The sequence below is a fragment of the Synechococcus sp. CS-1329 genome, from assembly GCF_025128055.1.
In the GTDB taxonomy this organism is placed as follows: Bacteria; Cyanobacteriota; Cyanobacteriia; order PCC-6307; family Cyanobiaceae; genus Regnicoccus_A.
This window is the reverse complement of record NZ_JAHLYS010000021.1, coordinates 42,527-61,176: the sequence shown is the minus strand read 5'-3', so window position 1 is coordinate 61,176 and position 18,650 is coordinate 42,527. Positions and strand designations below refer to the sequence as shown.

General features: G+C 68.2%; 23 protein-coding genes, 1 tRNA gene and 1 pseudogene. 12 read left to right on the top strand and 13 right to left on the bottom strand.

Annotation, left to right across the window (positions count from 1 at the left end):
• Positions 1–301 (bottom strand): annotated as a pseudogene (locus KQ304_RS04010) (Hsp70 family protein); the annotation flags it as partial.
• 110 nt (positions 302–411) lie between these two features.
• Between KQ304_RS04010 and KQ304_RS04005 the strand changes: the two are divergent.
• From KQ304_RS04005 to KQ304_RS03995, 3 genes are all read left to right on the top strand, one after another.
• Positions 412–642 carry a DNA-directed RNA polymerase subunit omega gene (locus KQ304_RS04005; protein WP_259735825.1) on the top strand — a complete coding sequence of 77 codons (231 nt, stop codon included), beginning with the start codon at positions 412–414 and terminating at the stop codon, positions 640–642.
• A gap of 3 nt (positions 643–645) precedes the next feature.
• The gene (locus KQ304_RS04000) at positions 646–1,023 is read left to right on the top strand and encodes a DUF1818 family protein (protein ID WP_259735824.1); all 378 of its coding nucleotides are present in this window, start codon (positions 646–648) and stop codon (positions 1,021–1,023) included.
• Positions 1,024–1,384: 361 nt separating this feature from the next.
• Positions 1,385–1,699: a DUF2811 domain-containing protein gene (locus KQ304_RS03995; RefSeq protein WP_259735823.1), complete on the top strand. Its 315-nt coding sequence runs from the start codon at positions 1,385–1,387 to the stop codon at positions 1,697–1,699.
• On the opposite strand, the gene KQ304_RS03990 is transcribed toward KQ304_RS03995, so the two are convergent.
• Both KQ304_RS03990 and KQ304_RS03985 read right to left on the bottom strand, forming a co-directional pair.
• Positions 1,645–2,466 carry a hypothetical protein gene (locus tag KQ304_RS03990; protein WP_259735822.1) on the bottom strand — a complete coding sequence of 274 codons (822 nt, stop codon included), beginning with the start codon at positions 2,464–2,466 and terminating at the stop codon, positions 1,645–1,647. The two genes, KQ304_RS03995 and KQ304_RS03990, sit on opposite strands and share 55 nt — an antisense overlap.
• On the bottom strand, positions 2,463–2,924 hold the full coding sequence (locus KQ304_RS03985) for an EVE domain-containing protein (protein ID WP_259735821.1): 462 nt from the start codon (positions 2,922–2,924) through the stop codon (positions 2,463–2,465). Before KQ304_RS03985 ends, KQ304_RS03990 begins: the two co-directional genes overlap by 4 nt.
• Positions 2,925–3,069: 145 nt before the next feature.
• Here KQ304_RS03985 and KQ304_RS03980 point away from each other — a divergent pair, with 145 nt between their 5' ends.
• Positions 3,070–3,798 carry a hypothetical protein gene (locus KQ304_RS03980; protein WP_259735820.1) on the top strand — a complete coding sequence of 243 codons (729 nt, stop codon included), beginning with the start codon at positions 3,070–3,072 and terminating at the stop codon, positions 3,796–3,798.
• A gap of 35 nt (positions 3,799–3,833) precedes the next feature.
• On the opposite strand, the gene murD is transcribed toward KQ304_RS03980, so the two are convergent.
• The 4 genes from murD to KQ304_RS03960 form a co-directional block, all read right to left on the bottom strand.
• Positions 3,834–5,225 (bottom strand): UDP-N-acetylmuramoyl-L-alanine--D-glutamate ligase, encoded by a 1,392-nt coding sequence (gene murD, locus KQ304_RS03975; protein WP_259735819.1) that lies wholly within the window; start codon positions 5,223–5,225, stop codon positions 3,834–3,836.
• Positions 5,226–5,252: 27 nt separating this feature from the next.
• Positions 5,253–5,324, bottom strand: a tRNA-Val gene (locus KQ304_RS03970).
• A 105-nt stretch (positions 5,325–5,429) separates the two neighbouring features.
• Complete coding sequence (locus KQ304_RS03965) at positions 5,430–6,224, bottom strand: photosystem II S4 domain protein (RefSeq protein ID WP_259735818.1); 795 nt, start codon at positions 6,222–6,224, stop codon at positions 5,430–5,432.
• A complete protein-coding gene (locus tag KQ304_RS03960) occupies positions 6,221–6,724 on the bottom strand; it encodes a hypothetical protein (RefSeq protein ID WP_259735817.1) in 504 nt (167 codons plus the stop codon). Before KQ304_RS03960 ends, KQ304_RS03965 begins: the two co-directional genes overlap by 4 nt.
• Positions 6,725–6,848: 124 nt before the next feature.
• Between KQ304_RS03960 and serA the strand changes: the two genes are divergently transcribed.
• The 4 genes from serA (at position 6,849) to KQ304_RS03940 (ending at position 10,278) form a co-directional block, all read left to right on the top strand.
• Positions 6,849–8,435, top strand: a complete 1,587-nt coding sequence (serA, locus tag KQ304_RS03955) for a phosphoglycerate dehydrogenase (RefSeq protein ID WP_259735816.1) — start codon at positions 6,849–6,851, stop codon at positions 8,433–8,435.
• A gap of 11 nt (positions 8,436–8,446) precedes the next feature.
• Positions 8,447–9,388 (top strand): 50S ribosomal protein L11 methyltransferase, encoded by a 942-nt coding sequence (gene prmA, locus KQ304_RS03950; protein ID WP_259735815.1) that lies wholly within the window; start codon positions 8,447–8,449, stop codon positions 9,386–9,388.
• Between the two features lie 142 nt (positions 9,389–9,530).
• Positions 9,531–9,830 (top strand): ferredoxin, encoded by a 300-nt coding sequence (locus tag KQ304_RS03945; RefSeq protein ID WP_259735814.1) that lies wholly within the window; start codon positions 9,531–9,533, stop codon positions 9,828–9,830.
• Between the two features lie 64 nt (positions 9,831–9,894).
• Positions 9,895–10,278 carry a hypothetical protein gene (locus KQ304_RS03940; RefSeq protein WP_259735813.1) on the top strand — a complete coding sequence of 128 codons (384 nt, stop codon included), beginning with the start codon at positions 9,895–9,897 and terminating at the stop codon, positions 10,276–10,278.
• 98 nt (positions 10,279–10,376) lie between these two features.
• On the opposite strand, the gene psbV is transcribed toward KQ304_RS03940, so the two are convergent.
• Positions 10,377–10,919 carry a photosystem II cytochrome c-550 gene (gene psbV, locus KQ304_RS03935; RefSeq protein WP_259735812.1) on the bottom strand — a complete coding sequence of 181 codons (543 nt, stop codon included), beginning with the start codon at positions 10,917–10,919 and terminating at the stop codon, positions 10,377–10,379.
• Between the two features lie 117 nt (positions 10,920–11,036).
• Positions 11,037–11,999 (bottom strand): ribonuclease Z, encoded by a 963-nt coding sequence (locus KQ304_RS03930; RefSeq protein ID WP_259735811.1) that lies wholly within the window; start codon positions 11,997–11,999, stop codon positions 11,037–11,039.
• Positions 12,000–12,112: 113 nt separating this feature from the next.
• On the opposite strand from KQ304_RS03930, the gene KQ304_RS03925 reads away from it, so the two are divergent.
• The gene (locus tag KQ304_RS03925) at positions 12,113–13,498 is read left to right on the top strand and encodes a SpoIID/LytB domain-containing protein (RefSeq protein ID WP_259735810.1); all 1,386 of its coding nucleotides are present in this window, start codon (positions 12,113–12,115) and stop codon (positions 13,496–13,498) included.
• A gap of 59 nt (positions 13,499–13,557) precedes the next feature.
• Positions 13,558–14,325 (top strand): glucosamine-6-phosphate deaminase, encoded by a 768-nt coding sequence (locus KQ304_RS03920; RefSeq protein ID WP_259735809.1) that lies wholly within the window; start codon positions 13,558–13,560, stop codon positions 14,323–14,325.
• A 3-nt stretch (positions 14,326–14,328) separates the two neighbouring features.
• On the opposite strand, the gene KQ304_RS03915 is transcribed toward KQ304_RS03920, so the two are convergent.
• Both KQ304_RS03915 and truB read right to left on the bottom strand, forming a co-directional pair.
• Positions 14,329–15,102 carry a YebC/PmpR family DNA-binding transcriptional regulator gene (locus KQ304_RS03915; protein WP_259735808.1) on the bottom strand — a complete coding sequence of 258 codons (774 nt, stop codon included), beginning with the start codon at positions 15,100–15,102 and terminating at the stop codon, positions 14,329–14,331.
• 26 nt (positions 15,103–15,128) lie between these two features.
• The gene (gene truB, locus KQ304_RS03910; RefSeq protein ID WP_259735807.1) at positions 15,129–16,049 is read right to left on the bottom strand and encodes a tRNA pseudouridine(55) synthase TruB; all 921 of its coding nucleotides are present in this window, start codon (positions 16,047–16,049) and stop codon (positions 15,129–15,131) included.
• Between the two features lie 70 nt (positions 16,050–16,119).
• Between truB and KQ304_RS03905 the strand changes: the two genes are divergently transcribed.
• Positions 16,120–16,875, top strand: a complete 756-nt coding sequence (locus tag KQ304_RS03905) for a queuosine precursor transporter (protein ID WP_259735806.1) — start codon at positions 16,120–16,122, stop codon at positions 16,873–16,875.
• Between the two features lie 50 nt (positions 16,876–16,925).
• Complete coding sequence (locus KQ304_RS03900; RefSeq protein ID WP_399228349.1) at positions 16,926–17,702, top strand: class I SAM-dependent methyltransferase; 777 nt, start codon at positions 16,926–16,928, stop codon at positions 17,700–17,702.
• Between the two features lie 64 nt (positions 17,703–17,766).
• Here KQ304_RS03900 and rpmA read toward each other — a convergent pair whose 3' ends face one another.
• The gene (gene rpmA, locus KQ304_RS03895; protein WP_259735804.1) at positions 17,767–18,033 is read right to left on the bottom strand and encodes a 50S ribosomal protein L27; all 267 of its coding nucleotides are present in this window, start codon (positions 18,031–18,033) and stop codon (positions 17,767–17,769) included.
• 56 nt (positions 18,034–18,089) lie between these two features.
• On the bottom strand, positions 18,090–18,494 hold the full coding sequence (gene rplU / locus KQ304_RS03890) for a 50S ribosomal protein L21 (protein WP_259735803.1): 405 nt from the start codon (positions 18,492–18,494) through the stop codon (positions 18,090–18,092).
• Between the last annotated feature and the right edge of the window lie 156 nt (positions 18,495–18,650).

Genomic DNA, 18,650 nt, shown 5'->3' with positions numbered 1-18,650 from the left:
GGCGGCCGCCCCCCGGACCTGACTCGCCAGCGAGGGCGCCGATCCTGCGCTTGAAGTCGCGGCAGAGGCCGTGGCCGCCGCTGGCGGCCAGTCCGGCATCAAGCACCTGGCGGCCGATCAGGGGCTGGTCGCTCTGGGGGCTCGCCAGCCAGATCAGGCTGGGGACCACACAGGGATCGTCGCTGCTGAAGGGCGGAATGGCGAGCAGCTCTGGTGCGCCGCCCGCGCTGGGTTGAAAGGCCAGCACCGTGGTGCTGCTGCCCAGGTCGATCGCCAGGGTGCCGGTCACGGTCACGGCCATGGGTGAGGGGCGGTGGCGCAGGCGCCTGATAGGACGCAGCCTGGTCGATGGAGCCTGGGCCCAGGCCCGAGCGGAGGCTGAACTAAGCTGCTGGAAATGGGTTTGATTTGATGTACACCGGTCCGACTGTTCATCCCAAGGAATTGGCCCAGCGGGCTGAAAGTCTGATTGGTCAGTCGAGCAACCGTTACCTCACCACGGTGCGCATCGCCTTCCGTGCCAAGCAGCGCCGTTTCGATGATTTCGATGGCCTGCTCGAAGATGCGATGGTGAAGCCCGTGCAGCGGGCGATTGTGGAACTCAGCGATGAGCAGGACCAGCCCGACCTGCTGCCCGGCTGATCCTTGACCCCCAGCGGGTACAGCGCCGAAACCGAGGGTTGGAGGCTGGTCTGGGATCCCTCCAAGGCTCCCTTCCCCCTGCTGATCGGCGGAGCTGACTGGGCGGTGGAGCTCACCGCCGCTGAGGCTTCCGCACTGCGCACTGGCCTGCTCAGCCTGCTGGAGCAGCTGGAGGCCATCGCCGATCAGCTGATGGAAGAGGAATTGATCAGCCTCGAACTGGAGCGTGGGGGCTGGTGGCTGGGCCTTGATGGCGACCCGGATCTCTGGGGGTTGCGTTGCATTCTCCTGCCCGCCCCCGGACTGAGGGGCTGGGAGGGGGCCTGGGCGCCGGGCGCCGGCCTTGGGCTGGCGCGGGCCCTGGAGCCCCTGCCCCTGTGAGACAGGCCGCGGGATTGGCGGTTGATCAGCACTGCTGATTGACCGGCTCCTCCCCGTTGACGGCTCGGTCACAGCTGGTTTTTGCACAGGTTTTCCACAGGTTCAGGCGTCGCGATGCCGCCAGCGCCACGGGCCTGGGGAGAACTCGGCCCAGCAGGGCTTTCCCCTTGACAGGCCGCTTGTTTGGCTTCAACGTCCTGGCCCGCCAATGCCATGGGCCGGTCGCGCTCCTGCGCTGCAGCCAGTCTCAGGGTTGGAAACAGCGGCCCTTCGCCTGGGCCACCGATTTGACGCGGCCCCGCCGCTGTGGGGAAGTGGAGGAGATCACCCGCTCCAGCCGTCCATGGACATCGTCCCGGTCATGACCGTTTCCGTCGCAGCGGCCAGCCAGTCCGCCCAGGCTGAGCCGGATGCCGGTGTGGTGAGTTTCCGTGCCGATGTGCCCGAGGCCCTGCTCAGCTCCATGGCCCAGTTCATCGATGCGCACCCCCACTGGGACCAATACCGCCTGATCCAGGCGGCGCTGGCGGGCTTTCTGGTGCAGAACGGGGTCCAGAGCCGGGCGGTCACCCGCTGCTATGTGGCCAACATGTTCCAGCGGGCGAGCGAGCAGCAGACCGATCAGACGGCGCCCGTCAGCCCGGTTCGGTCTTCGGCGCCAACGATCTCCTGGTAGGCCGCCGTCAGGCTGCAGAGGGCCAGGGGCCAGGCCACCAGCAGCCCCGCAGCCAGGGGCCAGGCGATCAGCAGGGCCAGCCCCAGGGGCAGCAGCACGATCAGGGCCAGGCTGAGGCTCAGGGCCAGTAGCGGCCAGCCATGGGAGGCCATCAGGGTTCGTCCATGGCGGAAGCAGGTCACGGGCGTGAGGCCGGCGGCCACGGCCAGCGGCAGCTGAAAGATCTGTGACACGAACAGGGCCAGCAGCAGGCTGGCGCCGATCAGCAGCGGCACCAGAGCCAGCAGCGGATGAATCAGGCTCACCAGCCCGGCCGCCAGCCCGGCCGTGGCCAGGACCAGCAGGTTCAGCAGCAGCAGCAGCAGGGCCACCGCCAGCAGCCGGCCCATGGCCGCGGTCTGCCAGCGCATCAGCTCGTCCAGGCGAGGTTTCCGGCCGTCCAGGGCAATCCAGGCACCCCGCAGCAAGCCAACATTCAGCCAGAGCAGGCTGCCCACACTGAGCAGCAAGCCCGTCAGCACCAGGCCCATCGAAACGGCCACCGGATCCTCACCCAGCGCCAGGGCATCACTGGCACCGTTCTGAACCGACTGGCCCAGCAGCTGGGCGCTGCCACCCAGCAGCGTGAAGCCACTGAACAGCCAGGGCGCGCGGCGGTAGGCCCTGCGTCCCTGCCTCAACCAGCCCCTCACCGCAGGGATCGCAGCCAGAACCTCGCGGGTGCCCTCCGCCAGCCGGGCCCCGGGTGCTCGGGGCTCCGGGTTCATTGGCCGGGATCCAGCAGTTCCAGCAGCTGCAGGGCTGTGGCCTCGGGGACCGGCAGGATCGAGAGGCGATTGCCCCGCCGCACCACCGGCAGCTCCTGCTCATCGAAGCTGCTGCGCAGCGCGTCGAGGCTGAGCAGCTGGTCGTAGGTGCGCCGGTAAGCCAGGCGGACGCAGTCCCAGCGGGGAGCTTCGGGGCTGGAGGCCGCATCGAAGTAGTTCGATGCCGGATCAAATTGGCTGGGATCGACCAAGCCCGTTTCGATCACCTCCATCAGGCCGATGATGCCGGGGGGCTTGGTGTTCGAGTGATAAAAAAAGGCCTGATCACCAATGGCCATGCTGCGCATGAAATTGCGCGCCTGGTAATTGCGGATGCCATCCCAGAGGGTGCTGCCCTCGCGCTCGAGATGGCTGATGCCAAACACATCCGGCTCACTTTTCATCAACCAGTAAGCCATCTCGCCTTGGGCGGCCCTGCTGGGCCACTGGGTCAGGGACACTTGATTGTATCGAGCGCTTTGTGTCGGTTGCCTAGGCCAGAGCGGACCCCATGGCCCTCTCTGGCCTAGACCACATCAGGAGCAACCTGCCGAGAGGATAGTGATGGGCCCATCAGCAGCACCGAAGCCCACCCTGCAATCGGCCTGGAACCTGTTTGCGACCCACTGGCGCACGTATCTGGCCCTGCAGCTCACGGTGCTGGGGCTGGCGGTGGTTTCAGCGGCGATCGGTCTGCTCATCACCGTGATCGCGGTGGCGGTGACCGGTGGTGTTTCGGCTGATCTGCCCGAGGGCGTCACCCAGCTGGTTTCTTCGGCGCTGAATCTTCCCTTCTCGATTTTGTATCAGGTGTTGGCCGGACTGATCGGAGTATTGCTCTCGGCCCTGCCTGCCCTCTGGTTCGCCACGGGTCATCACCTGAACTACCGGGAGAGCCTGGCCCTGCTGCGCGCCAACCCCCGCCGTTACGTGCTGGCCGGGCTGCTGGTTTCAGTCGCCGCTTCAATTGGCATCCTGCTCTGTGTGTTTCCAGGCTTGATCGTAATGGCGCTCACCCCCATCTATGTGCGGAGGGTGTTCACCAGCGAGGAGCCGCTTTGGCCCGCCTTCTGGGCTTGCTTCAATGATTTATCTTCTGGGCCTAGCGCAATAGGACTTATTGGTTATCAGTTAATCATCATACCTTTGATTCTGATTTCGGCCCTGTTCTGCCTGGTGCCGCTGCTGGTGACCGTTCCCCTGGCGGCGATCTTCATCCAGCAGTATCTGGCCGCCTGGGAAATCGGAGCGCCGCTGCCGTCGCTGGAGGAGATCACTCCCGAGCTTCTCTGAACGGAGGCGGAGAGCGCCAAGGGCTCCAAGGCTGCTCAGAGGGCCGACACCAGGGCGCGAAAATGATCTCCGCGGGCCTCAAAATCTTTGTATTGGTCAAAGCTGGCGCAGGCCGGTGAGAGCAGGACGGTGGGGCAGCCGTGGCGGTGGGCCAGCTGCCGGGCCAGGGGCACGGCCTCGGCCTGGCCCTCCACCAGCTGCACAGCGCCCCCATAGCCGCTGCCGTTCAGCAGGTCGGCGAAGGCCTGCCGCGCCGCGCCGAACAGCACCACAGCGGCCGCCTGCCGCTTGAGGGCCCCAAGCCAGGCCCCTGGATCGCCCTGCTTGATCTCACCCCCCGCCAGCACCACCACAGGCCCCTCCACGGCCGTGAGGCCCACCTCGGCGGCGTCGTAGTTGGTGGCCTTGCTGTCGTTGAACCAGCGCACGCCATCCAGCAGGCGGATCGGCTCAAGGCGATGGGGCACCCCGGGGAAGCTGCGCAGGGCGGCCTCGATCACAGCTGGCTCCAGCCCCAGCCTGAGGGCGGCGGCGGTGGCCAGCACCAGGTTCTGACGGTTGTGGGCCCCGGGCAGGGCCAGGGCGGTGGCCGGGAACAGGGGGCCTGAGGGTTCCGTCACTCTTCCGTCGTCGATCCAGAGACTGGGCTGAAGGCCGGCACCCAGCTGATCGCGGCGGCCGGCGGTGACCCAGCTGGCCCGCTCCCAGCTGCCGGCATGGGCGCGCAGATCGGCATCGTCGCCATTGAGCAGTTGCTCGCCGCAGTTCTCCAGCAGGCTGCGTTTGATCGCCCGGTAGGCCTCCAGTGTTCCGTGCCGCTCCAGGTGGTCGGGTGTGAGGGTGGTCCAGAGGCCCAGGCGTGGCGCCAGTTCCGCCGACGCTTCGATCTGATAGCTGCTCAGTTCCACCACCAGCCAGTCGGGCGGGGTGGCCGCGGGCCCTTGGCGCTCCAGCAGCAGCTCGGTCGCTGAGATCCCGACGTTGCCCACCATCGGTGCATCGAGCCCGGCGTGGTTGAGCAGGTGACTGAGCAGATGGGTGACGGTGGTCTTGCCGTTGGTGCCGGTGATGCCGATCCAGGGGATGGCGCCACTGGCCTCCCAGGCCACCGACATCTCGCCGCAGACCCCCACGCCCCGATCCCTCAGGGCCTGTAGCACTGGATGATCCCAGCGGATGCCTGGGCTCACCACCACCCGGTCACGGCCTGGCTGGAGCTGGGTGAAGCACTCGCCGTTCAGGGATCGCCCCAGCTGCACCTCCACCCCCGCGGCGCGCAGGGCGGTGGCCTGCTGCTCCAGCTCAGGGTTGCTGCGGCTCTCCAGCACCAGCACCCGCTGGCCGCTGGCCTGCAGAAGGCGGGCTGCGCCGCTGCCGGAACGCCCCAGACCGATCACCACCGCCAAGGGGTGTGACGAGCTGGACATTCTGAACTCCTGGGGCAGAGGATTCAGTGGGCGATACTGGAATCGAACCAGTGACTCCTACCGTGTCAAGGTAGTGCTCTACCTCTGAGCTAATCGCCCGGGTTCGGAACCTGGAAGTTCCGTCGATACGATCCTGCGAGGTTGGCTCCTTTTCGGTGCCGCCAGGATCGGAGAAGGCAACTTAGCAGTCGGCCCTGCCGCCTCTCAGTGGCGTTGAAGTTCCAGCCTCCAGCGCTGGCGCTTGGTGGACTGGATCGAGATCACCGTCAGCTCGCCGCGGTTCTCCAGCTGGATGCGGTCCCCGGTTCTGAGGTCACGGCTGGGGGTGGTCACCGGCTGCCAGTTCACGCGGGTGGCGCCGCTGCGCACCAGTTCGGCCATGCGGCTGCGGGAGATGCCGAACCCCGCCGAGGCCACCGCATCCAGGCGCAGGGATGCCTCCACCGTGGCCAGCTGGCGGGGCTGGGGCCTGGTGGGCGGCTGCAGCTGATCCAGGTCCCTGGCCTCCAGCTCCACCTCCACGCTGCGGACCAGGGCCGTGCTGCCCCCCAGACGGCTGGCCAGTTCGGGGGCCACGATCACCTGGGCGCCCCGGTCGCCCCGCAGCCAGAGATCTCCCAGCTCTCCGTCGTGGGCGCCGGCGGCCAGCAGGGCGCTGCGCACATCGCCGGGCTCGGCCGGATCAAAGAGAAAGTTGCCGCTGACCTCCAGCCCCGCCAGGGGTGCCGCTGGGGACGGTGAAGCCTCGGCCAGATCGCGGCGCTGGAGCAGCAGCCGGCAGCGTTCGGCCTGGGGCCTGCCGCCCTCGGCCTCCAGCTGCAGCTCGCTGAGGCTGCCCAGACGCTCCATCGCCTCTTCCCGGGCCACCGCGGAGAGAAATCCCGACCAGTGGGGCTGCCAGTCGCGCAGGGCCTGTTCGGCCAGGGCGATCAGGGGCTCAAGGGCGGAGGGATCGTGACTGCCGCGCAGCAGCTCGGCGCCGGGGGGTGTGCGGCTCATCCTTCGCCCAGGCGCACCACCGCCTGGGGACCGGCCTGCTGAATCAACAGCCAGGGAATCTCCTGCCCCTGGCTGCTCTCGAGCAGCAGCAGCCAGCTGCCCTCCTCCAGCCGATTACGCAGGCTGCGGATGCGGTCGTCGGCCTCGGAGCGGACGCTGGCGGCGGCGGCGTAGCTGCCCATCCAGCCGGAGCCCATGCCCAGGAGGCCTCCGATCACAGGCTCGCCGTAGGTGCCGGCGAAGGAAAAGGTGTGAAGGTCGGTGATGAAGGTGAACATCAGCCCGGCGAAGAAACCGAAGGGCATCAGCCAGCGCACCATGCTGCGCTGCCGCCGCTGGCGGGCCAGGGCCGGGTTGAGCATCTCGACGGAATCGATGCTGTTTTCGCCTTCCCCCAGCGGCAGCAAGACCCGTGGCGCCGGCTTGAGCTCAGCGAGCTGATCGCGCAACCGCCGCAGCTTGCGACGGTCTTTCATCACCACCACTACCGACAGTCCCAAGACCGAGCGCCACAAAGAGCTGATTCTCGGCGTTGGCGGGGGGGAGCCGTGGCCACCGCTCACTACACTTCACCCCCGGCAGTGTCTGGAGTTCTCCAGACCCCCTCTCTCTGTGCCCCGGGTCATGACAAAGGTTCTGGTTTCCGATCCCATCGACCAGACGGGGATCGACATCCTCTCCCAGGTGGCGCAGGTGGATGTGCGAACAGGGCTGACCCCGGAGCAGTTGCAGCAGATCATCGGCGACTACGACGCCCTGATGATCCGCTCCGGCACCCAGGTGACCGCCGCCATCATCGAGGCTGCCACCCGCTTGAAGATCATCGGTCGAGCTGGCGTCGGCGTCGACAATGTCGATGTGGAAGCGGCCACCCAGCGGGGCGTGCTGGTGGTGAACTCCCCGGAGGGCAACACGATCGCCGCCGCCGAGCATGCGCTGGCGATGATGCTGGCCCTCTCCCGCCACGTGCCTCAGGCCCACGTCAGCACCATGGCCGGCGGCTGGGAGCGCAAGAAATACGTCGGCAACGAGCTCTACAAGAAAAAGCTCGGCGTGGTGGGTCTGGGCAAGATCGGCTCCCACGTGGCCCGGGTCGCCAAGGCCATGGGCATGGAGGTGCTGGCCTACGACCCCTACATCTCCGCCGAGCGCGCCCAGCTGCTGCAGGTGCGTCTGATGGCGATCGGACCGCTCTTCGCCGAAGCGGATTTCATCAGCCTGCACCTGCCCCGCACCCCTGACACCGAGAACCTGGTGAACGCGGAGCTGCTGGCGACGATGAAGCCCACGTCGCGCCTGGTGAACTGTGCCCGCGGCGGCATCGTCGATGAGAAGGCCCTGGCCGAGGCCGTCAGCAGCGGCGTCATCGCCGGCGCCGCCCTCGATGTCTATGGCAACGAGCCGCTGGAGGCCGACTCCCCCCTGCGCCGGGTGGATGACCGACTGATCCTCACCCCCCACCTGGGGGCCTCCACCGAGGAAGCCCAGGAGAACGTGTCGGTGGATGTGGCCGAGCAGATCCGCGACGTGCTGCTGGGGCTGCCCGCCCGCAGCGCCGTGAACATCCCCGGGCTGACCCCGGAGGTGATGGAGCGGCTCAAGCCGCACCTGCAGCTGGCCGAAACCCTTGGGCTGCTGCTCAGTCAGCTGGCAGGGGGCTCGATCCAGGATCTGGAGGTGCGGCTCCAGGGCGAATTCGCCCACCATCCCTCCCAGCCGCTGGTGGTGGCGGCCCTCAAGGGCCTGCTCTCCAGCGCCCTCGGCGATCGCATCAACTACGTCAATGCCGGCATCGAGGCCCGCAGCCGCGGCATCCACGTGCTGGAGGTCAAGGACGACGCCAGCCGCGACTTCGCCGGCGGCTCCCTGCAGCTCACCTGCCGGGGTGGCCATGGCAGCCACAGCGTCACGGGGGCTGTGTTTGCCGACGGTGATCTGCGCATCACCACCATCGATGAATTCCCGGTCAACGTGATGCCCAACCGTCACATGCTGATCACCCGGCACCGCGACATGCCCGGAATCATCGGCAACATCGGCTCTCTGCTGGGTGAGCACAACGTCAACATCGCCTCGATGCAGGTGGGCCGTCGCATCGTCCGTGGCGATGCGGTGATGGTGCTCAGCCTCGATGATCCGATCCCCCCCAGCCTGCTGATCTCGATCCATGAGATCAACGGGATTCAGGAAGCCCATCCGGTCACGCTCTGATCTCTGCTGCCATGTCCCCGGCTCCCCGCTGGTGGCGTCTGGAGATGGAGGCTCCTCCCGAGCTGGAGGAATCGCTGCTCTGGAAGCTGCCCTCCCTCGGCATCCGCCGGGTGGCGATCCAGTTCAGTCCCGATCAGCCCAGGGACCACCGACTGGTGGCCTGGCTGCCGGAGGTCGACTGGCCGCCGCCGGAGCGGCAGCGGCTGGCCGAGGAGCTGGAGCGCCTCACGGAACCCTTCTCCATCGCCCTGCCGCCCCTGAGCTGGGCGTTGCAGGACGAGGAGGACTGGAGCCTCAGCTGGAAGCGCCACTGGCAGCCCGACCCGGTGGGCGAGCGCCTGCTGATCCTGCCCGCCTGGCTGGAGCCGCCGGCGGAGCACGCCGGCCGTGAGCTGATCCGCATCGATCCCGGCAGCGCCTTTGGCACCGGCAGCCATCCCACCACCCGCCTCTGCCTTGAAGCGATGGAGCGGCTGGCGCCGATTGATCAGCGGGTGGCCGATCTGGGCTGCGGCAGCGGCATCCTCGGCCTCGGTGCCCTGCGCCTGGGGGCCCGCTGCGTGGCCGCGGCCGACACCGACCCCCTGGCGGTGAGGGCCACGGCCAGCAACGCTGAGCTCAACGGCTGTCCCGTGCGGCTCGGCGGACCGTTGCAGGTGGTGGAGGGATCGGCCCAGGAGCTGGCGGGCCTGCTGGGGGAGGCCGGTCCGGCCGACCTGCTGCTCTGCAACATCCTGGCGCCGGTGATCGCCGAGCTGGCCGGGCAGTTCCGCACCCTGCTGGCTCCAGGCGGCCTGGGGCTGCTCAGCGGCCTGCTGGTGGACCAGGCCGGCGACCTCTCCCGGTTGCTCGCCGTGGAGGGCTGGAGCGCCGAGCTGGTGGCCTCCCAGGGCGTCTGGGGGCTGCTGCAGATTCAGTGGTGCCGGGCTGTGATCCCTGGCGATGTCGCATAAATCACGCTTATGCGTGCTCACCCTTTGATTGGGCTTCCGGGGCTGCGCCGCCAGGATCGCCGGCAGCGCCCCGGTCCGATGTAGGACGGTGCTGTCCTACAGGCCCTGAACACTCAGGAGTCTGTGAGCCCCAATCCTTTCCATGGCTTCCTACAAGGTCACCCTCATCAACGAGAGCGAGGGACTCAACAAGACCATCGAGGTTCCCGACGATCAGTACATCCTCGATGCCGCCGAGGAGCAGGGTATCGACCTGCCTTACTCCTGCCGCGCTGGCGCCTGCTCCACCTGCGCCGGCAAGCTCACCACCGGCACCGTCGACCAGTCGGACCAGAGCTTCCTCGACGACGACCAGATCGAAGCTGGTTTCGTGCTGACCTGCGTGGCTTACCCCACCTCCGACTGCTCTATCAAGACCCACGCCGAAGAAGAGCTCTATTGAGCCCCAGGCCAGTTTTGGCTTGAATCCAGATCCCATCTCTGCCACCCTTCGGGGTGGCTTTTTCATGCCCGCGTTGGTGGATACCCTGATGGAGCCCGGCAGCGAGCACTGCAGCCCGGGCGGTCAGTACAGCTTCCGGGTGCTGGGTCCCTGCTGTCGCCTGTTTGATCGCGATGAGCTGCCCTGGCCCTGCTGTCGCCTGGCCTGGCGCAGCAAGGAGCCCAGCTGGCGTCGCATCGGCCGGCGCTTCGTGGCCGACCTGGCCTCCAGGCGTTGCCCCTCCTACGCCGTGGAACTGCTCCAGCCCGGCGCCAGGCCCAGTTGCACCGTGCTCACGCTCTTTCCCCAGCGCCTCTCTCCGGCCCTGCAGGAGTGGTGGTACAGCAAGCAGCCGGGGTCGATGGAGGCCGCCAACGTGAGCCCATCTGATCCCTCAGCGCTGGGCTGAGCCGTGCGCTGGGTCTGGCCCAGCAAAAAGCCGTGCTCCAGAGGACCACGGCATGGGGTTGGGGAACCGGCTTCAGTCAGCCGGATTCAGAACCGGATTCAGAAGTAGATCTTGCCGCCGCCCCACTGGGCACCGCTCACCTTCGGAGCCACCAGGATGTAGCCGGCGATCACCCGCAGGTCGTCGTCGTCGAGGTCGCGCATTTTCACGAACACATCGCTGCTGCGCATGCTCGGGTGCACGTCGGAGATGCTGTACTCCCCGTCATAGGACGTGGGGTCCTTGATGAAATCCACCAGGGCATCGACCGAGTCGCGCGAGGGGGTGGCCAGGGCCAGGGTCTCGGGGTCGAGGCCCACGTTGAAGTTGGTCTTGGTGATGCCGCCGGCGTGGCAGGTGCCGCAGCTGTCGTTGAAGAGCTTGCGACCGCCCTTGATCTCCGCTTCAGTGAAGGTCACCAGGTTGCCGTCGGGGTCACCGGGCACCGTGAGGGTGGCGGTGTCCCATTGGGCGGCCTGGGCCGCTGTCACGCCGAAGCCAAGACTGAGCAGAAGCGCCAAAGGCAGAACCAGCAGGGTCCGGGCAACCGCCCGAAGGTTCCGCGTAACCGCCCGAAGGGCAGTGGGAAGGAAAGAGGCCATGTAGGGAGCCGGCGAAAAGGCGGTAGGCACCGCACCTGAGACCTTGTATCACGGGCGAAGGGCCGCCCGGCCGGGAATCAAGAACTGTTGCAGCGATCACCGTTGTCCGGTGGCCGCTCAGGTGGCCTGCTCGGCGCCGGCGCTGCTCACCTCGAGGCTGAGAAAGTCCTTGGCCACGAGGGTGTTCGGGAAGATCGCCCGGGCCTCGTTCACCAGGTCGTCGGGGGTGACGGTGTTGCCGGCCACGTAGCGCGGACTGAGGTGGGTGAGCACCAGTTGCTTCACCCCCGCCAGCGCCGCGGTCTGAGCGGCCATGGTGCTGGTGGAGTGCTGGCGCTGGAAGGCCATCTCCGACTCGCTGTGGGCGAAGGTGGATTCGTGGATGAGCAGATCGGCTCCACGGGCCAGCTCCACCGCCGCTTCACTGAACACCGTGTCGGTGCAATAGACCACGCTGGCGCCCGGGCGGTCGGGGCCACAGAGGCTTGCGCCGCGGATGATCCGGCCGTCGTCGAGGCACACCTCCCGACCGGCCTTGAGCTCGGCGTAGATCGGCCCCGCTGGGATGCCCAGCTCGCGAGCCTTCTCGATGTCGAAGCGGCCCGCCCGGGGTTTCTGCTCCACCCGGTAGGCGTAGGCCGGGATGCGGTGGGTGAGCGGGGTGCAGCGCACCAGCAGGTCGTCGTCGTCGAGGAGCACCGTGCCGGCATGGGCGGCCCTGTGCACCCGGTGGGTGCGCAGGGGGTAGCCGATCCGCGTCGAGGAGGTGCGCAGCACGCCCTCGAGGTAGTCGCGCAGGGGATCGGGGCCGTAGAGATCGACGCCGCTGCAGGCCCCGGCCAGGCCGAGGCTGGCCAGCAGCCCCGGCAACCCGAAGACATGGTCGCCATGCATGTGGGTGATGAAGATGCGGCGCAACTGCGACACCCTCAGTTCACTGCGCAGGAACTGGTGCTGGGTTCCCTCGCCGCAGTCGAACAGCCAGAGCTCGGCCCGCTGGGGCAGGCGCAGGGCCACCGCTGAGACATTGCGGGAACGGGTGGGCACACCTGAACTGGTGCCCAGGAAGGTGACTTGCACTCCGGCTGATCCTTTGGCGCATGCTGCCACGTCAGGCTCTGTCCAGGGGGGCTCTGGCATCGCTTCGCTGAGCTGGTCACAATGGCGCGCACGTTGCATGGCTGCTGTCGTTGATGGCTGTTTCCAAGACCGGTCGGATCCGCGCCCTGTTCCTGGCTGCGGCCCTGCTGCCCCAGGCGCTGCTGCTGAGCTCAGGGGTGCTGGCGGCTGCCCCGGCCGTGGCCCAGAGCGAGGCGGAGGATGTGGCGGCCGCAGGTGGACTTGATCCCCTGCTGGCCAGCCGTTCCACCAATCCCCAGCTGCGGGTGCTGCTGCTGGACCTGCCGGCGATCCGGGTGGCGGGCAGCAGCGGCCTGAGCCTGCGCGACGCCAGGGGTGGAGAGCTGCTGCGAATGCCTGCCGGCGCCACCCTGTCCCTGCGTCAGGTCGGTGGCCGGATCCAGGCCCAGCCCTCGGCGGTGACCAAGGGCAACTCCGGCACCCTCAGCGTCAGTGAGCTGTGGCTGGAGCCCCTGCCCGCTTCGGGTGGCCTTGCCAGCCTTCAGATCGAGAGCCGCCGCTACAGGGGCCGGCTGCAGGTGAGGGTTGAGGCCTCGAAGCTGCGGGCCATCAACGTCATTGCCCTGGAAACCTATCTACCCAGCGTGGTGGGCAGTGAGATGCCCGCCAGCTGGCCCCTGGAGGCCCTGCGGGCCCAGGCGGTGGCAGCACGCACCTATGCCCTGCGCCACCGCAGACCCTCAGCGCCCTTCGATCTGCACTCCACGGTCACCAGCCAGGCCTACAAAGGCCTGGAGGCGGAGACCGCCTCCACCCGCGAGGCGGTGCGCAGCACCCAGGGCCTGGTGCTGATGCACGGCAACAGCCTGATCAATGCCGTCTTCCACAGCAGCAGTGGCGGCAACACCGAGAACAGCGGTGACCTCTGGTCGCGCCAGCTGCCCTATCTGGTCAGTGTCCACGACTACGACGACTCCAGCCCCGTGGCCCGCTGGGAGAAGACCCTCTCCCCCCAGATGCTGACCGGAGCCTTTGGCGAGATCGGCGGTGTCAGCCGCATTGACGTGCTCTCCACCACCGGCAGCGGCCGGGTGCGCCAGGCGCGGGTGATCGGTCCGAGCGGGGCCCTGGTGATCACGGGTGCCCAGCTGCGCAGTCGGCTGGGGTTGCGCAGCACCCTGGTGCGCTTCGAGGCCGCTCCATTCACCTTCACGGGAGCGGCCCTTACTGGCGGCACCCAGCTGCCCGTGGGCATGGGCTCGGTGCTGGCACCACCGCCACCCCGGCCCCTGGTGCCGCCGTCGCCGGTGATCATCGCCGTGGGCCGCGGCTTCGGCCACGGGGTGGGCATGAGCCAGTGGGGGGCCTACGCCCTGGCCCAGCAGGGCCGTCGATTCGAGCAGATCCTTCAGCACTACTACCGGGGTGTTCGGGTTCAGCCGCTTCGCGCTGGAACAGGCCCCCTGGCGTCGGGAGTGGCTGCTGGGCGAGGCTCCTGAGCATCGGTCCGTCGCTCCAGTGGCGGGTCAGCTGATCACTACGCCCGCCTCCGGTGCCATTGTCTGTTCCTCCCGCCTGGTTGGCGGGTCGTTTCGAGTGCTTCGAGCAACCTTCGGCCCTCTCCGGGCGGGTGGCTGAACTGCTGCATCAGGAGCTCAACAACGGCTTGAGGCGTCCCCTGGGTCTGGCCACCGGTCGCACCATGGAGCCCGTCTATGGCGCCCTGGTGGCCCGGCTGCTGGCCCTGCCTCCCGATCAACTCCAAGCCGTGCGCCAGCGCTGGCGCAGCTTCAACCTCGACGAATACGTCGGGCTGGGGCCGGCGGATCCTGGCTCATTTGCCGCCGAGATGGCCTGCCGTCTGGTCACTCCCCTGAACCTGGAGCCCGAACGGCTGCAGCTTCCCGATGGCCTGGCGGCGGATCCGGCCGCTGAGGCCCGCCGCTATGCCGGAGCCGTGGCGGCAGCCGGAGGCATCGGCCTGCAACTGCTGGGGCTGGGCAGCAACGGCCATGTGGGCTTCAACGAGCCCCCCTGCGGTGCCGAGGCCCCCAGCCGCAGCCTCCACCTGAGCGCCGCCACCCGCCGCCAGAACGCGGCGGCCTTCGGCGAGGATCCAGGCCTGGTGCCAGCCGGGGCCATCACCCTGGGCCTGGAGCAGATCCTCGGGGCCGAGCGCATCCTGCTGGTGGTGAGTGGTACCACCAAGGCCGGCATCCTGGCGCGACTGCTGAGCGAGCCGCCGGCGCCTTCACTGCCGGCCAGCTGGCTGCAGGGCCATCCGGGCCTGCGTCTGCTCGTGGATCGCGCAGCCCTGGGGGGCTGAGGCTCAGCCCATCACCGCATCCATCAGGTCGGCGTCCGCCTCCAGGTTGGAGGTGAGGCTGCGCACGTCATCGAGCTCCTCGAGGGCATCGAGCATGCGCAGGCAACGGCGCAGCTGTTCCTCGCACTCCAGCCGGCAGGGGGTGGACGACATCCAGCGCAACTCCCAGTCGTGCACGGGCCAGCCCTGCTGCTTCAGGTGGTGCTGCAGGGACTCCAGCCGGGAGTAGGCGCAGTGCACCTCGGCGTTCTCCCCCTCCAGGCTGTAGCCCAGCACCGGCGGGCCACCCTGCTCCTCCAGGCTCAGCAGACTCTCCAGCAGGGCCTCTTCACCGGGCAGCGGCGGCTCCAGCCGCACGACCCCCTGCTGCTCGAAGAGATACCCGACGCAGCCGCTCTCCCCCAGGTTTCCCCCCTGCTTGCTGAAGGCCAGCCGTAGGTCGGCCACGGTGCGATTGCGGTTGTCGGTGAAGCACTCCACCAGCACCGCGACCCCGCCGGGGCCATAGCCCTCGTAGCGGACCGCCTCGAACTGATCGGCCTCGCCGCCGCCCTGGCCGGAGCCCTTGGCGATGGCCCGCTCGATGTTGGCACTGGGCATGCCGGCGGCCTTGGCCTTGTCGATGGCGGTGCGCAACTGGAAGTTGCCGGCGGGATCAGGGCCGTTGCGGGCCGCCACCGTCACCTCCCGCCCCAGGCGGGTGAAGGCCACCCCCCGCCGGGCATCGACCACGGCTTTCTGGCGTTTGATCTGGGCCCACTTGCTGTGGCCGGCCATGACGGATGCATCGAGGAAGGGTGGGATCAGCCCGTGGCCTCCAGCACCAGCCGGGGCTGAAGCCAGCCGTCTGGAGTGGCCCTGGCCATCCCTGCCAGGTTGCCATCCGGGTCCAGCACCACCACCACCTGGTCCTCCCCCAGGTGCTCGGGGCCGGCCAGGCGCCGGCCGCAGCGCCAGCTCACCAGATCGGCGGGCTCCAGGCTGATGCTGGGGTAGTGGCCCAGGGCCAGCAGAGGAGCCAGGGGCGACGGCGGCGGCTCGGCTTCCAGCTCCTCGAAGCGCACTGCGGCGCTGAGGGGGAAACCCAGGGCTTCGGTGCGGCGCAGCTCGGCCAGGGCCCCGCCGCAGCCCAGGGCCTCACCCAGATCTCTGGCCAGAGAGCGGACGTAGGTGCCGGCGCTGCAGCGCAGCTCCAGCTCCAGCTGTCCCGTGCTGGGGTCCCAGCCCAGCAGCTCCAGCCGCTCGATTGTGACGGCCCGCTCCTGCAGCTCCGAGTGTTCGCCGCGGCGGGCCCTGGCGTAGGCCCGCTCCCCCTGCACGTGCACGGCCGACACCTGCGGCGGTCGCTGCAGGATCGGACCGCGGAAGGGGGCCAGGGCCGCCTCCAGCAGCTCCCGGCTGAGGGGCGGCAGCGGTCGTCGCTGCAGAACGCTGCCGCAGAGGTCGTCGCTGTCGGTTGAAAGGCCCAGCTGGATCACTCCCCGGTAGGCCTTGGCCCCATCGAGGTAGGGCAGCAGCCGGGTGGCCGACCCCAGTGCCAGGGGCAGCACACCGGTCACGGCCGGATCGAGGGTGCCGCCATGGCCCACGCGCTTGAGCCTGTAGCGGCGGCGCACCCGCGCCACACAGTCGTGGGAGGTGAGACCGGCCGGCTTGTCGAGAATCAGGAACCCGCAGGGCGCCTGGGGCTGGGGGGCGCTGGGGAGGCTGCCGGAGGTGGTCATGGGTGGCACTGTTGCATCCGGGGCCCAGGCCGGCAGGCTGGGGGCAAGCGCCCGTTTCCCTCCGTCGCCCGTGACCCTGCAGCAGCGCCGTGACCTGGCTTTTCTCGTGCTGGCCGGCCTGTTCCTGGGCACGATGGGCATGCTCAACATTCTCGGCCTCACCCGCTTCCTCACGCTCGGCTCGATCGCGGGCTGGCCGGTGGTGGTGGCGGTGGGGGCCCTGCCCTACCCGATCACCTTCCTCTGCACCGACCTGATCAGCGAAATCTGGGGGGAGCGCCAGGCCAGCCAGCTGGTGTGGGTGGGGTTGCTGCTCAACGGCTGGATCGTGCTGATCCTCTGGCTGGGGGGAGTCCTGCCTGGCCTCGATGGCCATGGCGGCAGCGCCGGGCTGCCGCAGGTGTTGGCGGGGGAGCGGCTGCCGCTGTTCTATGAACTGCGAACCCTGGCCTTCGGGGCGGTGGGGGCTTCGATGGTGGCCTACCTGGCCGCCCAGTTCATCGATGTGCGGCTGTTTCATTTCTGGAAGCGTCTCAGCGGCGGCCGGGCCCTGTGGTTGCGCAACAACGGCTCCACCTTGATCAGCCAGCTGGTGGACACCACGGCGGTGGTGTTGATCAGTCACTACGCCGCCCATGTGCTGCCCCTGCGGGCCGAGCAGGCGGTGCTGCCCCAGCTGGGGAGCTTCATTGCCAGCGGCTACCTGTTCAAGCTGGTGGCGGCCCTGCTCGACACCCTGCCCTTCTATCTGCTGGTGGCCTGGCTGCGCCGCTGGCTGGAGGTGCCCGGTGCCGGAGTGGAACTGGAGGACCTGGGCCCGCCGTAGCCTGACATCAGTCCCAGTAACGAACCGGTTTGCCTGACGGTGTGAGCCCCCTGCCCTGCCCAGTGGCCCAGCCCAGCCCAGTGGCGACCCTGGAGGTGGAGAACTTTCTCGGCGATGGTTTTGACCTGCGCCAGCAGCTGGCCTCCTATCTGGATCTCAGCGCCGAGCAGCTGGAGCAGCGCCTGCCCCTGAGCTGCGCGGACCTGGCCTCACTGCATCCCGGTGCGGTGGGCTTCGATCCCCAGCGCGTGGAGGCCTTCTATGAGCAGACGGTGGGCACCGGACACCTGCTGGAGCTGGCTGCCTGGCACCTGGGCAGTGCGGACTACATCGCCGACACCCTGCGTCTGCAGGCTCGCTTCGCCCGCGGCAACGTGCTCGATTTCGGTGGCGGCATCGGCACCCATGCCCTGGCGGCGGCGTCGATGCCGGCGGTGGAGCGGGTCTGGTTCGTGGACCTCAACCCCCACAACCGCGCCTTCGTGGCGGAGCGGGCCGCCCGCTTCGGGCTCAGTGATCGGCTGACGGTGTGCCGTGACCTCAGTGACCCAGTCCTGCCCAGGCATTTCGACACAGTGGTCTGCCTCGATGTGCTGGAACATCTCAGCGATCCGGCCGGCCAGCTGGAGCTGTTCGCCGCCCGCATGGGCCATGGGGCCACAGCGCTGCTCAACTGGTATTTCTTCCAGGGCTTTGCCGGGGAATATCCCTTCCACTTCGACGACCCGGCCCTGGTGGAGCGCTTCTTCCGCACCCTGCAGAGCCGATTTCTGGAGGTCTTCCACCCGCTGCTGATCACCACCCGGGCGTACCGGTTGATGGATTGAGTGGATGGATTGAGCAGACCAGGGGGAGGGTCACCACCCCCTGGGAGCATCGCTGAGCTTGTGCTCAGACGGCTTCAGCCACGTGGATGCGCTTGCGGGCCCGCAGACCGCGCTTGATCGACTCGAAGCTCACCACACCCGGCACGAGGGCGAAGAGGGTGTCGTCGGAGCCGCGACCGACGTTGACGCCAGGCATCACCGAGGTGCCGCGCTGGCGCACGAGGATGGAGCCGGCCGTGACGGTTTCACCGCCGTAGCGCTTGACGCCAAGACGCTTGGAATTGGAGTCGCGTCCGTTGCGTGTGGAGCCTGTGCCTTTCTTGTGGGCCATGGGGGGGTGGGGTGGTGGTGGGAATTCAGAGGGGGGGCTGAAACGCTGGCTGGCGCTCAGGCGATCGCCTTGCCGTTGACGCTGATCGACTGAACCATCACCCGGGTGAGCTCCTGGCGGTGGCCGTTCTTGCGACGGGTTTTCTTTTTCGGACGCATCTTGTACACCAGGATCTTGGGACCGCGGCGATGGGCCAGCACCTTGAGCTCAATGGTGGCACCGCTGACGAAGGGGTGACCGAGGTTGGTGCCCTGGCCATCACGCACCAGCAGCACGTTCTCGAGGGTCACCGTCTCATCCACCTCGGCGTGGATGCGGTCGAGGTCGTAGTAACGGTTCGGCTGGAACCAGAACTGTTGGCCGGAGGCCTCGGCGATGGCGTAGAGATCAGCGCCGGCTGGGGTGCGTTCCGTGGCGGTGACTGGACTTTCGGGAGCGGGGCTCTCGGTGGCTTGACTCATGGGCTCAGGGGGCGTGGACAGGCCAGCGGAGCAGGGGAAGCCGGCTTGCGCCACCATCCACGCCCCACTGTTCAGGCCTTTCGCACAACCATTGGGTTGACAAGAGACGACTATCTCTCTTTGCCTGCCGCCTCGTCAACACTAAGGTCGCTGTGG